This window comes from Rhizobium sp. CFBP 13644, from assembly GCF_014842165.1.
Lineage (GTDB): Bacteria > Pseudomonadota > Alphaproteobacteria > Rhizobiales > Rhizobiaceae > Agrobacterium > Agrobacterium tumefaciens_C.
The window spans coordinates 587,068-600,795 of record NZ_JACYVF010000002.1 but is presented as its reverse complement, the minus strand read 5'-3'; the positions used below and the strand labels follow the sequence as shown (position 1 = coordinate 600,795).

General features: G+C 57.1%; 10 protein-coding genes. 4 read left to right on the top strand and 6 right to left on the bottom strand.

Features of this window, described 5'->3' with window-relative positions; translation table 11 throughout:
* Positions 1 to 22: 22 nt before the first annotated feature.
* Together IFT53_RS07940 and IFT53_RS07935 are read left to right on the top strand one after the other, a co-directional pair.
* On the top strand, positions 23 to 814 hold the full coding sequence (locus IFT53_RS07940) for a glycoside hydrolase family 25 protein (protein ID WP_192064126.1): 792 nt from the start codon (positions 23 to 25) through the stop codon (positions 812 to 814).
* Between the two features lie 157 nt (positions 815 to 971).
* Complete coding sequence (locus IFT53_RS07935) at positions 972 to 2,198, top strand: lytic murein transglycosylase (RefSeq protein ID WP_192064127.1); 1,227 nt, start codon at positions 972 to 974, stop codon at positions 2,196 to 2,198.
* 435 nt (positions 2,199 to 2,633) lie between these two features.
* On the opposite strand, the gene metF is transcribed toward IFT53_RS07935, so the two are convergent.
* From metF to soxR, 3 genes are all read right to left on the bottom strand, one after another.
* On the bottom strand, positions 2,634 to 3,530 hold the full coding sequence (metF, locus tag IFT53_RS07930) for a methylenetetrahydrofolate reductase [NAD(P)H] (RefSeq protein ID WP_192064128.1): 897 nt from the start codon (positions 3,528 to 3,530) through the stop codon (positions 2,634 to 2,636).
* 1 nt (position 3,531) lies between these two features.
* Positions 3,532 to 4,545, bottom strand: a complete 1,014-nt coding sequence (locus tag IFT53_RS07925; RefSeq protein ID WP_192064129.1) for an ArsR/SmtB family transcription factor — start codon at positions 4,543 to 4,545, stop codon at positions 3,532 to 3,534.
* 144 nt (positions 4,546 to 4,689) lie between these two features.
* Positions 4,690 to 5,139, bottom strand: coding sequence for a redox-sensitive transcriptional activator SoxR (gene soxR, locus IFT53_RS07920; RefSeq protein WP_192064130.1), 450 nt, complete (start codon positions 5,137 to 5,139; stop codon positions 4,690 to 4,692).
* 99 nt (positions 5,140 to 5,238) lie between these two features.
* Between soxR and IFT53_RS07915 the strand changes: the two genes are divergently transcribed.
* Positions 5,239 to 5,697: a VOC family protein gene (locus IFT53_RS07915; RefSeq protein ID WP_192064131.1), complete on the top strand. Its 459-nt coding sequence runs from the start codon at positions 5,239 to 5,241 to the stop codon at positions 5,695 to 5,697.
* A gap of 113 nt (positions 5,698 to 5,810) precedes the next feature.
* On the opposite strand, the gene IFT53_RS07910 is transcribed toward IFT53_RS07915, so the two are convergent.
* The 3 genes from IFT53_RS07910 to ettA form a co-directional block, all read right to left on the bottom strand.
* Positions 5,811 to 8,141 (bottom strand): methyl-accepting chemotaxis protein, encoded by a 2,331-nt coding sequence (locus IFT53_RS07910; protein WP_192064132.1) that lies wholly within the window; start codon positions 8,139 to 8,141, stop codon positions 5,811 to 5,813.
* 299 nt (positions 8,142 to 8,440) lie between these two features.
* The gene (locus IFT53_RS23700; protein WP_192064133.1) at positions 8,441 to 10,717 is read right to left on the bottom strand and encodes a methyl-accepting chemotaxis protein; all 2,277 of its coding nucleotides are present in this window, start codon (positions 10,715 to 10,717) and stop codon (positions 8,441 to 8,443) included.
* A gap of 217 nt (positions 10,718 to 10,934) precedes the next feature.
* Positions 10,935 to 12,584 (bottom strand): energy-dependent translational throttle protein EttA, encoded by a 1,650-nt coding sequence (gene ettA / locus IFT53_RS07900; protein WP_192064134.1) that lies wholly within the window; start codon positions 12,582 to 12,584, stop codon positions 10,935 to 10,937.
* 120 nt (positions 12,585 to 12,704) lie between these two features.
* Between ettA and IFT53_RS07895 the strand changes: the two genes are divergently transcribed.
* Positions 12,705 to 13,646, top strand: a complete 942-nt coding sequence (locus IFT53_RS07895) for an alpha/beta hydrolase (RefSeq protein ID WP_192064135.1) — start codon at positions 12,705 to 12,707, stop codon at positions 13,644 to 13,646.
* The last annotated feature ends 82 nt before the right edge of the window (positions 13,647 to 13,728 follow it).

The following is a 13,728-nucleotide window of genomic DNA, read 5'->3' as shown; positions in this document are numbered from 1 at the left end:
CATTCGTATTTCTGGGATTATCATGCAGCGGCTTCTTCCGGCTATCTTATCGACCGTTCTGCTGCTCAGCGGCTGCACTTCCACCAGCTACGATTTCCTCGAAACGGCGTCTTTGGCCCAGCCCCGTTTCAAGGATAATGATCCCCACGAATTCGGCTCCAGATCTCCCCATAAGCATGAGGTGCATGGCATCGATGTGTCCAAGTGGAATGGCGAAATCGACTGGAAGACCGTACGGAAATCCGGCGTATCCTTCGCCTTCATCAAGGCAACGGAAGGTACCGACCGTCTGGATGCCCGCTTTGAAGAATATTGGCGCGAGGCCGCAGCCGCTGGCATTCCGCATGCGCCCTATCACTTCTATTATTTCTGCGCGACAGCGGATGCGCAGGCAGACTGGTTCATTCGCAGCGTTCCGAAGGAATCCATGAAGCTGCCGCCCGTGCTGGACGTGGAGTGGAACCCCGCCTCCCCCACCTGCAAGACGCGCCCTGCACCGGAAGTGGTGCGCTCTGAGATGCTGAAATTCATGCGTCGCATCGAAGCGCATTACGGCAAGCGGCCCATCATCTACACCAGCGTGGATTTCCACCGCGATAATCTGGTCGGCCAGTTCAAGAACTACCCTTTCTGGGTCCGCTCCACCGCCGCCCACCCAGCTGAGATCTACAGCGATCGGCAATGGTCCTTCTGGCAATATACCGGCACCGGCGTCATCCCCGGCATCAGCACCCCCACAGATATCAACGTCTTCGCCGGTTCCGAGAAAAACTGGCGTCAATGGATGGCCTCAGCCAACCACCCGCGCGGCTAAGTGACCTTGATTTTCCTGGAAATTATGGCAGATCACGTGTGAAATATTCGCATGTCCGGGAAACAAAATGGCGCGGTGGGCTTTTCTCCGCGTCTGCCCACGCTTCTGCCACAAATTTTGGCGAACGCAGGGTCACAAGCTCACTTGAGGTATTTTAATGTCCAGCTTTTCGCCCCGCAGCCTAGCACTTGCTGCCACTCTCCTTACATTGTCCTGCGGCTCTGCGCTCGCTGTCACCCCGGCGGTCTCGCCCGATGATCCAAAGCAGGTAGCCTGCGGTGGCGATCTCGCAACGTTCCTTGCTGGCGTAAAGACTGATGCGGTCGCCAAGGGCGTATCCGCTGACGCCGTTGACAAGGCTCTGTCAGGTGCGCAGATCGACCAGAAGGTGCTGTCGCGAGACCGCGCCCAGGGCGTTTTCCGCCAGACCTTCCTTGAATTCTCCCAGCGCACCGTCAGTCAGGGACGGCTGGATATGGGCCGCAAGAAAATCCAGGAATTCAACACCACCTTCAAGCGCGCCGAAGAAGAATTTGGCGTTCCCGCAGGCGTCATCGCCGCCTTCTGGGCCATGGAAACAGATTTCGGCGCTGTTCAGGGAGACTTCAACACCCGCAACGCACTGGTCACGCTGGCCCATGATTGCCGCCGCCCGGAACTCTTCCGCCCGCAGCTCATCGCGCTGACCGAAATGGTTCAGCACGGCGATCTCGATCCCGCCACCAACACCGGTGCATGGGCAGGCGAAATCGGCCAGGTGCAGATGCTGCCAAAGGACATCATTGCCTTCGGCGTAGATGGTGATGGCGATGGCCACGTCAACGTCAAGGCCAGCAGCCCGGATGCCATCCTGACCGCTGCGAAGTTCATCCAGCATCTCGGCTTCAAGAAGGGCGAGCCATGGATCGAGGAAGTGTCCGTACCGGAAAACCTCCCTTGGGAAAAATCCGGTCTCGGCGGCACGATGACAGCGGGCGAGTGGTTCAACCTCGGCGTTGCTCCTAAGAACGGTGACAAGGCGTTTGCCGCCCTGCCCGCAGCCCTCATCCTGCCTCAGGGCCGCAAGGGCCCGGCCTTCCTCACCTACCCCAACTTCAACATCTATCTGGAATGGAACCAGTCCTTCATCTACACCACCTCGGCTGCCTATTTCGCAACCCGCTTCATGGGCGCCCCTGTCTATGCCAAGGGCAACCCGGAGCCAGGTCTTGATGATGCGGCAATGAAGGAACTTCAGACCAAGCTGGATGCCAAGACCCATGATGTCGGCAAGATCGATGGCATTCTCGGCTCTGGCACCCGCATCGCGGTCCAGCGTGAGCAACAGCGCCTCGGTCTGCCCGCAGATGGCTGGCCAACCCGCGCTCTGCTGGACGCGCTCTGATACGCCGAAACCACGGATTCTAACCCATTAAGACAAACGGCCATGGCATTAACCATGGCCGTTTACGTTTTTTCACAATTTGCACTCAATTTTACAGATCGTAATATAAGTTGTTTTTCAATGGATTGGCTCCAACGCTCTGAAATTGTGGCCGTTTTTGTGTGCGCCGCAATATAGATTTCGCTTTTCAAGCGACACAAAAGGGTCATAATGCTTACTGTCAACGTAAAGGAGGCAGAGCATGGGACTTACAAATTCTCTTAATGCCTTAGCAGTTGGTGTGGCGTTCGCGTTTATCGGAGTGATGTTATTCATCTGACACGCACCTTGGGGTTGTCGCCAACATCAAGCAGTTGATTATCAATCACAGTAAAAAGCGCAGGTTTTGCCAAACCTGCGCTTTTGTCATTTCAGCAATTTGAAAGGCCAAACCGCTTACGCGGCTGACCTGCGCAGCGGACGATAGCCCACATTTTCCAGAACAGCGTTCACCAGCGGTGCGCGGTTCATGGTGTAGAGGTGGAATTCGTTGATACCGCGCCGTTGCAAGTCAAGGATCTGCTCGGCAGCAACCTCTGCCGCAACCTTTGCCCTGCCCGCCGCATCATCATCGTAACCGGCAAAACGGTCATCCAGAAACGACGGAACACTGGTGCCGCAGCGACCGGCAAACCGCTTCAATTGCGTCAGGTTCTGGATTGGCATGATGCCCGGCACTACGGGAATGGTGATGCCCGCTTTGGTCACGCGCTCCATGTAGCGTTCGAAAATATCATTGTCGAAGAAGAACTGCGTCAGAGCGCGGGTCGCACCATTGTCAGCCTTGCGCTTGAGCATATCGATATCGACAGCATCGCTTTCGCTTTCCGGGTGCTTCTCGGGATAGGCCGAAACAGAGATTTCGAAATCACCCAGCTCACGCAGCCCGCGCACTAGCGCCGCTGCATTCTCATAGCCCTCAGGATGCGGCTTGTAATCGGTGCCAACGCCCGTGGAAGGGTCGCCACGCAGCGCCACGAAGTGCTTCACGCCTGCGTCCCGAAACTCGGCCACCACGTCATGAACTTCCTGCTTGCTGGCATCAACGCAGGTCAGGTGCGATGCGGTGGACAGTCCGGCAACGGAAATCATGCGCTGCACCGCTTGCAGTGTCGGGGCCTTGGTTGTGCCGCCTGCGCCATAGGTCACGGAAACGAAATCCGGGTTCCAGCGCGACAGTTCCTCAACCGTTTCCCACAGTTGAACATCCATATCGGCGCTTTTAGGCGGGAAGAACTCGAAGGAAAGCTTGAAGCTTTCGTTCGCATGGCGGTCTGTGTCGGTCTTTGTCATCTCATGCCCTCCCGGCGGAAAGAAGCGGTGCGTCCATCGTCTCCTCGCCAGCCATCAGCAGGCGCGGATCGCGCGCGACCCATATTGTAACGTCAAGCGATTGGGCAGACGCATTTCCCGAATGCAGGTCAACAGCCGTTTCGGGCTTCAGACCGGTCTTTTTCAGCCACTCTTCCATCGTCTGGTGGGAGAAGCCGAGGCGCACATGCGCATGCTCTTCCCGCAGATATTCCAGCGAATGCGGAGCCAGATCGATAATCACCAGACGACCATTGGGGCGCAGCATGCGCGCAGCCTCGGCAAGTGCCATCTGCGGGTGGTCGAGAAAATGCAAAACCTGATGCACCACCACGAGGTCGAAATCCTGGCTTTCAAGCGGCAGGTTCAAAATGTCGCCGTGCCGCACGGACGCATGCGCCACACCGGCCTTGTCCAGATTGGAGCGGGCAACCGCCAGCATGTCACGGCTGGCATCAATGCCGATTGCGCGGCGGTAGATGCCGCTGAATAGCTGCAAGATACGACCCGTACCGGTGCCAAGATCCAGCATGGAATCAACCGGTGTTGTGCCAATCAGCTTCTGCAGCGCGCCTTCCACCGCATCATCACTCACGTGCAGACGGCGAAGCTCATCCCAGGCGGAAGCATTGCGGGAAAAGTAATCCTGCGCCCGCTCGGCTCGCACCCGTTTGACGGCTGAAAGCCGCTCGGAATCCCGCAACAGCACGGCGTCATTGCGCGATGCAGCCGCCAGCAACTGCTTCACCATCTCCGCAGCAATGCCATCCTGCTTCAGCCGGAAATAGGCCCATGCGCCTTCCTGATAACGGTCGATCAGGTCCTCTTCAGCCAGAAGCTTGAGATGGCGGGAAATGCGCGGCTGCGACTGCCCCAGAATTTCCGTCAGATCCGTCACCGTCAGGTCGCCAGCGCCTAACAGCGCAAGCAACCGAAACCGCGTTGGCTCGCCCGCCGCCTTCAAAAGCCCCACCAGATTATCAAGCCCTAGAGCCAATGCACCAACCTCAACTCAATCAACATATAAAGATATCTTTATACGATTTCAGAGGAGATGCAAGATGGCAGAAACCGACAGAGCGACAAAATCCGACCGACATTGCCGCAAGTCCGCACAGGGTTAACAGCCTGCAACGGCGATCTATTTCAGAAGCACAGCTCCCGTCCCCTCAGCACCCAGTCTGTCGCCGGGATTGCGCAATGGGCAATCTGCCACTGACAGGCATCCACACCCGATGCATCCCTCCAGGTCATCTCTCAGCTGCATAAGCTTGTCGATCCGCTTTTGCAGAGCAGCACGCCAGGATGTGGCCAGATTGTTCCAGTCCTGCGCATTGGGGGTGCGACCGTTCGGCAGGGCCGCCAGTTCCCTGCCAATCTCCGCAAGGGGTATGCCAGCCTGCTGGGCAATCTTGATGATGGCCACTCGACGCAACACCTCTCGAGGGTAGCGCCTCTGGTTTCCGGCATTGCGCAAAGGCGTCAAAAGCCCCTTCGCCTCATAAAAATGGATCGTGGAAATGGCAACGCCGCACCGCTTGGCCACCTCGCCAACCGACAGCTCCCGATGAATGTTCAATTCTGCCGCCATGCCCCTTGACCTCAACTATGGTTGAGGTTCTATGGACCTTGTCAGCCCATCAATCAAGCACCGCACGAAGGCGCTTTGAACGACCAAAGGAGTTGACCCATGATATCCATCCAAGGACTGTATGAGACCCACCTGACCGTCACGGACCTTGAGCGATCAATCGATTTCTACCGCGATATCGTCGGGCTTGAGCTGGCACACACCATCCCCGAGCGAAACGTCGCCTTCTTCTGGATCGGCAGCCGAGAAACCTCCATGCTTGGCCTCTGGTCCATCCACAGCAGCCCGCTCCAGATGAAGCTGCACATCGCATTCCAGACAACGCTGGATCAGGTCATCGCCGCGCCCACCTACCTGCGCTCAAAAGGGATTACCCCTCAAAGCGGGACCGGCGCGGAAATCGATGAGCCCATCGTCTTCCCATGGATGCCTGCCGCCAGCGTCTACTTCAACGATCCGGACGGCCACCAATTGGAATACATCGCAATCCTGCCAGAACAAGCCCGGCCAGATATTCCGGGCGTGATGACGCTATCCGCTTGGAATGAGCGGTCGTAGGATCTGCGACAGATCTATAGTCTCAAATTTTCTCGCAAAAAAGCCGCTGCATCATGGGATGCGGCGGCTTTATTCTAAGGCTCAAAAGCCAGATCAAAGAGGAGAGGATTGCCTCAGAACTCTTCCCATTCTTTCGTGGCCAGCGCGGCATTGCCGTGGCTCATTGGCACGCTGCGTGGCGCCGGTCGTGGAGACGCCGGGCGGGCAGAAGCCGCTCGTGGCGCTGTCGCAACAGGCTGGGCACGACCCGGTTGTCCCAACTGGAAGTGAGAGAGCAGACCGTTCAGATTTGCGCTTTCCTGCGCAAGCGATGCACCTGCGGCATTCATTTCCTCAACCATCGCCGCGTTGCGCTGCGTTGCCTGGTCCATATGGTTCACCGCCGTATTGACCTCCGCAAGCCCAACGGATTGCTCATGCGCGGCTGTCGCGATTGCTTCCATGTGAATATTCACGGACTGCACCAGCTCGGCAATCTCGCCAAGCCCTGTGCCCGTATCATTCACCAGACGCACGCCCTCACCCACCGCAACCGCGGAATTGCTGATCAGCTCCTTGATTTCCTTCGCGGCCTTGGCCGAACGTTGCGCCAACTCACGCACTTCCTGCGCCACAACGGCAAAGCCCTTGCCGGCCTCACCCGCACGGGCGGCTTCCACACCGGCATTCAGCGCCAGAAGGTTGGTCTGGAAAGCGATCTCGTCGATGACGCCGATGATCTGGCCGATCTGCTTGGAGGAGTGCTCGATCCGCTCCATGGCGGCAACGGCGTTGCGCACCACATCGCTGGAGCTGCTGGCCTTTTCGCGGGCGTTGCGCACCACGCTGCGGGCCTCAGTGGACCGCTTGGATGTCGCTGTCACATTGGATGTGATTTGTTCGAGCGCGGCAGCCGTTTCTTCCAGTGAAGCAGCCTGCTGTTCGGTCCGCTTGGCCAGATCGTCAGATGCCGACGAAATTTCGTGCGAACCGCCTGTAACGGTCGAAACCGAGACGCCGACACTTGCCAGTGTCTCACGCAGTTGCCGAACAGAGCTGTTGAAGTCTCCGCGCAGCATTTCAAACTGCGATGCCACCGGCTCATTCAGCTCGCACAGCATATCACCTGCCGCCAGCCGCTTCATGCTGGCCGCAAAGGTGTTGGTGGCCTGAACAAGACGCGCCTCAGCCTCTTCTTCGGCCTGCCGCTGCATCGTCACACGCTCTTCTTCAGAGCGCTTGCGGTTAACCTCAGCATCGGCTTCCAACTGCTTGTTGCGAATAGCGGATTCACGGAAAACTTCCACGGAGCGCGCCATGCCACCAATTTCATCCTGGCGGCTTGCGCCATCAATTGCGACGGTCAGATCGCCATCGGCAAGCTTGCCCATGCAGCTCGTCAGGCTCGAAATCGGCCGTGTCACACGGGTAACAACGATGAAGATGCCCGCAATACCGATTGCCATGGCAACGATCAGAAGCACGGAATAGAAGATCAGGGACTGAAGATAGGCAGCTTCTTGTGCCGTGGCGACACGGTTCAACTCATCCATGGCCAGCGAAGCGACAGAGGCGATCGTGCCCAGCGCTGCGGTAATCTTCGGGCGCCATTCATCAATGGTCACGCCAGCGCTCTCTCCCGCTTTCAACTTGGCGAGAATGCCGGAGCGCCACGTGGCAAAATCGCCTTTGAAATAGCTGTTGTCAGCCTTGGTCAGCTCGTCCTTCAATGACTGAGCGATATGGGGATGGTTGACAAGAACACGAACCGATTTCCAGGCGAACTCAACACCGGCGTCGTTTGCAATGATGCTGCTAACCTCCGCAGCATTCAGGCCACGATTGGCAGAAACCACGCCGTTGACAACAACAGCGCCGCTGCCACCCAATGCACGTGCGGCCCAGGCTTGCGAGCGGATTTGAATGAGGGCGACAGAGCTCGGGTCGAGGCTGCGCATTTCGCTTTCAATCGCCAGCGAGGTGGCCTCAAGCGAATTCAGGAACTCGTTGCCAAGATCGAGAATGACCTTGTCCATTCCCTTTTCACGCTGGTCCAGTTCAAGCGTTACCGCCTGATCGATCTTTTTGCGCTGCTCCTGAAGACGGCTATAGACGGAGCGCATCGCGGTCATCGTGCTGCTGATTTCAGGGGTAATGACGCTGTCGGAATCGCCAGTCGCCTGTGAGAGCGCAGCATCAACCTTTGCCCGCGCCTTCTGAACGCTCTCATAGGATGCCGCACCCGCACTGCGAGGCATCGTCAGTGCGCTCGCACTGTCACCGCGCTCACTGCGGAAATTGAGAAGAGTGTTGAAAAGAGCGCGATCCAGATTGGCCAACTCGTTCACCGAGCGGCTGACCTGATATTGCGAAAATGCGGAATATGTCGAAGACCCGACAAGACCACAGAGCAGGATGCTCACAATGAGAAAGGCGCTGACAAGAATATTTCGAATCGAAAACATGTAACCCCCGGATTACAAAGCAGCTTTTTGAAAATTGATAATTCCAAATCTACCGGAATTGACGACAATAAATATTGGTCTCTCCGTGCAGACGAATCGCTGCATAAGGACTCATTCTGAGAGCCTATGCTCCACCAAATAAAAATTCGTAAAAGTTCTAAAGCTTTCAAAATTGAGGGTGGCCGAAGCACCAGCTTTCGCTGATGCCCTTTTCTCGTCGTGGACGCTGGAGATGGTTGCGGAACAGGCGCTAACTGCCTTCGCGGCAGCGCGCCCCACCCGCAGCCCTATGGAGAGCCTTAAAACTCTTCCCAATCCTTCGCCACAGCCAGGGCGGCATTGCCGTGGCTCATCGGCACGCTGCGTGGCGCCGGGCGCGGAGACACCGCACGGGGCGCGACCTCGATCGGCTTGGCACGAGCGGGCTGTCCGAGTTGGAAATGCGAGAGCAGATCGTTCAGATTTGCGCTTTCGCGTGCAAGGGATGCACCCGCTGCCGTCATCTCTTCCACCATGGCTGCATTCTGCTGTGTGGTGTGGTCCATATGGTTGATCGAGGAATTGATCTCGGAAAGGCCGGAAGATTGCTCCTGCGCGGCGGTTGCAATGGCTTCCATGTGCGAATTGACGGATTGCACCAGTTCGGCAATTTCACCAAGACCCGCACCCGTATCACTGACCAGACGGACACCTTCACCCACCGCAGTCTCGGAGTTTCTGATCAACTCCTTGATTTCCTTTGCGGCCTTGGCAGAACGCTGCGCCAGTTCACGCACTTCCTGCGCAACGACGGCAAATCCCTTGCCCGCCTCTCCAGCACGCGCAGCTTCGACGCCCGCATTCAGAGCGAGAAGATTGGTCTGGAATGCGATCTCGTCGATAACGCCGATGATCTGGCTGATCTGCTTGGAAGACTCCTCGATTTTCCCCATCGCGGCAATTGCGTCACGCACGACTTCACCGGAGCGACCCGCTTTTTCACGGGCACTCCGCACCACGCCACGGGCTTCTGCGGAGCGCTTCGACGTGGAGGTAACATTGACGGTAATCTGCTCCAGCGCCGCCGCCGTTTGCTCCAGCGAGGCAGCCTGTTGTTCAGTGCGCTTCGAAAGATCGCCAGATGCGGACGAGACCTCGTGCGATCCGCTTGTCACCGTCGAAACCGATTGGCCCACACTGGTCAAGGTTTCGCGCAGTTGGCGCACTGAGCTGTTGAAGTCCTGGCGCAATGTCTCAAACTGCGATGCGAGAGGCTGGTGCAACTCGCACAGCATGTCGCCACTCGCCAGTCGTTTCATGCTTTGAGCAAACGCGCTGGTGGCCTGAATGAGGCGTTCCTGGGCCTCTGCTTCGGCCACGCGCTGCATTTCAACACGCTCACTTTCGGCCCGCGCACGGCTTCCAGCTTCCGCAGCTTCAAGCTCACGGTTGCGCAGCGCAGATTGCCGGAAGATTTCAACGGCTTGCTCCATATCGCCAATCTCGTCCTTGCGACCGGAAGGAGCAGCCGTCTTGTCAATATCACCGTTGGCAAGCCTGCCCATGGAGGCGACCATGCTTCTGATGGGCCGGACGACAGTCATGGCCATGACGCTCGACAACACGACCATGGCAATGCCACCCAACAGCGTCAGCGCTCCGATCAAGATCAGGTTTTGGTACGCGTCATGGGCGCGATTTTTCGCAAGGTTTAGGATTTGCTCCAGGCTTTCGGTTTCGATTTGCTTCAGGACGTCGATCCGTTTCGTCGCCATTGCAAACCATGCGGCACTATCCAGCCCACTCAAATCGGCATCCTGCCCCTGCGCCAGAATGCGCTGGCGAAAATCCGATATGTCCTTGGTAACCCCAGAAAGAAGTTCAATGAATTTCGCGCCGCGCTCACGGGGCTGCGCCAGAATGAATGTATCGATCAGCGATTTCTGGCCACCAGCCATCGCAGCAAACTCCGCAAAGCGGGTTGGGTCCATTTTCTTCGCGTTGATGAAGCCATTGCCAAGACCACGCTCCTGCCCCGCAAATTCCTTTGCCTTCATCAGTTCGGAATAGGCCCCCATCTGGCGGGCGATATCGGGATCACTCACCTCACCGGTCATGCTCACGACAATGGACACGATATTGCCAATAGCTGACGTATAGGCACTGAATGCCTGAGGACCCGTCGCAGACAAGGCATCGACGGAAGGGCGCAGCTTCACGGCTGCGGTCAGATTTGTGCTGGCTGTGGAGAAATTGCTGGATGTGGTTCCATCGCTCAATTCGCCAAGGACACTCAAAATGGAATCGAACTGGTTGGCGATGCTATCCGTCTGGCTCCGCGCAGCAGAAAGCTCCGCAACATTCTTCGCACCCTTCGAGCCAAGAAACCCGGCAGTCAAACCACGCTCGACCTGCAGTGAGTGAGCAATATCGCTGAGCTTCTTCAACTGGCCTTCAATAACGACCACATTGTTCATCTCGCGGTAGTCACCCAGTCGCTCGACCAAGCTGACACAGGACAGATAACCTGCAGCAATCATCGGCAGAGCGACCGCAGTCCAGAGGCGCTTACTGATTGCAACATCAACCAACTTCATGACATTTCACTCCCGGTCCGGGACCGTCATGCCCGTCACACGTGCAATTCATATGCAGGAGTATAAATAGGGGAGAGACTGATTAAATAAGCCTAAATACGAATTGTTATTTCTAATATAAAAATTATTTCTCAAGATGAGTGGAATATACTGCACAAAAAGAAAGCCGCTGCACGAAAAACATGCAGCGGCTTTTTGACAATTTACAACTTTAGGATCAGCGCGTCAGGCGCTTGTAGGCCTGGCTGCCAGGGTTCAGTGCGTCGGCACCGAGGCGGCGGACCTTGTCCTGTTCGTAGTCTTCGAAGTTGCCTTCGAACCATTCCACATGGCCATCGCCTTCGAAAGCGAGAATGTGCGTGGCAAGGCGGTCGAGGAACATTCTATCATGGCTGATGATGATGGCGCAGCCAGCGAAGTTTTCGAGTGCTGTTTCCAGCGCGCCGAGCGTTTCGGTATCAAGGTCGTTGGTCGGTTCGTCGAGGAGCAGAACGTTGCCGCCTGCCTTCAGCATCTTGGCAAGGTGCACGCGGTTACGCTGACCACCGGAAAGGTTGCCCACCTTCTGCTGCTGGTCGCCACCCTTGAAGTTGAACGCACCGCAATAGGCTCTGGAGTTCATGTCGAACTTGCCGAGCTTGATGATTTCAGCGCCGCCGGAAATTTCTTCCCAAACGGTCTTGGATCCGTCAAGCGCATCACGGCTCTGGTCAACATAGCCAAGCTGAACAGTATCACCGATGCGAACTGTACCGCTATCTGGCTTTTCCTGACCGGTAATCATCTTGAACAGCGTCGTCTTACCGGCACCGTTGGGGCCGATGATACCGACGATACCGCCCGGTGGCAGCTTGATCGAGAGATCGTTGATCAGCGTGCGGCCTTCAAAGCCCTTGGTGATGCCCTGCATCTCGATCACCACCTGGCCGAGACGCTCGGACACGGGAATGATGATCTGCGCGTCGCCGGGGCGCTGCTTGTCGGCGGCATCCACCAGCTGCTCGTAAGACTTGATACGCGCCTTGGACTTGGCCTGACGTGCCTTCGGGCTGGATGCAATCCATTCCTGTTCGCGCGAAATTGCCTTCTGGCGGCCTGCATCTTCGCGGGCTTCCTGCTGCATGCGCTTGGCTTTCGCCGTCAGGTAGGCAGAGTAGTTGCCTTCGTAAGGAATGCCACGGCCACGGTCGAGCTCGAGAATCCAGCCGGTAACGTTATCCAGGAAGTATCTATCGTGGGTAATCATCATCACAGCGCCGGGGTAATCGCGCAGGTGCTTTTCCAGCCATGCGATAGTTTCAGCGTCAAGGTGGTTGGTCGGTTCGTCGAGCAGCAGCAGGTCCGGCTGCGACAGAAGCAGACGGCAAAGCGCGATACGACGACGCTCACCACCGGACAGCAGCGAAACGTCGCTATCCTTTGGCGGGCAGCGCAGGGCTTCCATGGCCATCTCGACCTGCTGTTCCAGATCCCACAGGTTCTGGCTGTCGATGATGTCCTGAAGCTTGGCACCTTCATCCGCTGTTTCGTCGGAATAGTTCATCATCAGTTCGTTGTAACGGTCCAGCACGGCTGTTTTGGAAGCCACGCCCACCATTACGTTTTCGAACGCGTTTTTGGTTTCGTCCAGATGCGGTTCCTGCTCGAGGTAACCAACGGTCGCACCTTCGGCCAACCAGGCTTCACCGGTGAAGTCCTTGTCCTGACCGGCGATGATGCGCAGTACGGTGGATTTACCCGCACCGTTTGGTCCGAGAATACCGATCTTGGCATCCGGGTAGAACGACAGGTTGACGTTCTCAAGGATTTTCTTGGCGCCGTAAGACTTGTTCAGCCCCGACATGTGGTAGATGAATTGACGTGCCATTGTAGCGAATGCTCCGCGTCAGATTTGAAAATTCGAATGGGAAATTTGCCGCTATGTAAGGTAATTAGGGGCCGGGAGCAACCTCTACCCCAACAATAAGCGTGAGCCGCGGAGAGATGAATGGACGATATGGCCTTCAGTGAAATCAATCGACTGGCAAGTCCTTCAGGTGCATCGGTCGCTTATCGGCACGAGCCAGCCGTGGGCACGGCACGCGGCGTTTTGATGATCTGCCATGGGCTGGTGGAACATGCCGGGCGCTATCGCCGCTTCGCGCAGGCCATGGCGGCTGAGGGGCTTGAGGTCTATGCCCATGACCACCGTGGCCACGGACGCACCAAGGCCGATGACGCCCCCATCGGGCGCTTCGCATGGAAAGACGGCGTGCAAAAGGTGATGGCCGATGTCATGGCCATCAGGACCATGGTTGGCGAACGTCACCCCGGCCTTCCCGTCATTCTCTTCGGCCACTCCATGGGCGGCCTCATCGCACTCAACACCGCCGTCAGCCACCCGGACCGTTTCGATGCGCTGTCGGTGTGGAACTCCAACCTCAACCCCGGCATCATGGGGCGTGTAGCGCAGGTCATTTTGCGCACCGAGAAGATGCTCAAGGGCTCAGACGTTCCCAGCGCCATTCTGCCCAAGGCAACCTTCCGCATCTGGAACAGCAAGATGCCGGAAAAGCGCACCTCTGCCGATTGGCTGAGCCACGACAAGGCAGCAGTCGATGCCTATGTCGAAGACCCGCTCTGCCAGTTCGAAGCCAGCGTCTCGCTGTGGCAGGATGTGTTTGAAATGTCCTATCGCGGGCCCAAACTCATCTCGCGTCTGCCCAAAGCCATGCCCATCCTCCTCGTCAGCGGCAATGAAGACGCCGCCACCAACAATGGCCGCGAAATCGTCTGGCTGGCGCAACAATTCCGCTCCGCAGGCTTCACGGATGTCAAAGACCGCATCTATCCCGGCATGCGCCACGAAACCCTGAACGAAATCGGCTGGGAAGTCCCCGCCGCAGATTTTGCGGCGTGGACGCGGAAGGTGACAGAGACAGAGGGCTGATCGAAGTTCCAAAACGGAATAAGGCCATGAGATTATTTCACATGCACGCAGAAGTTTGCACGGCTATAGATTTCTGAAAATG

Coding starts and splice junctions, on each gene's coding strand:
- IFT53_RS07940 (WP_192064126.1), top strand. CDS start 23: ATGCAGCGGCTTCTTCCGGCTATCTTATCGACCGTTCTGCTGCTCAGC.
- IFT53_RS07935 (WP_192064127.1), top strand. CDS start 972: ATGTCCAGCTTTTCGCCCCGCAGCCTAGCACTTGCTGCCACTCTCCTT.
- metF (WP_192064128.1), bottom strand. CDS start 3,530: ATGACAAAGACCGACACAGACCGCCATGCGAACGAAAGCTTCAAGCTT.
- soxR (WP_192064130.1), bottom strand. CDS start 5,139: ATGGCGGCAGAATTGAACATTCATCGGGAGCTGTCGGTTGGCGAGGTG.
- IFT53_RS07915 (WP_192064131.1), top strand. CDS start 5,239: ATGATATCCATCCAAGGACTGTATGAGACCCACCTGACCGTCACGGAC.
- IFT53_RS07910 (WP_192064132.1), bottom strand. CDS start 8,141: ATGTTTTCGATTCGAAATATTCTTGTCAGCGCCTTTCTCATTGTGAGC.
- IFT53_RS23700 (WP_192064133.1), bottom strand. CDS start 10,717: ATGAAGTTGGTTGATGTTGCAATCAGTAAGCGCCTCTGGACTGCGGTC.
- ettA (WP_192064134.1), bottom strand. CDS start 12,584: ATGGCACGTCAATTCATCTACCACATGTCGGGGCTGAACAAGTCTTAC.
- IFT53_RS07895 (WP_192064135.1), top strand. CDS start 12,705: ATGGACGATATGGCCTTCAGTGAAATCAATCGACTGGCAAGTCCTTCA.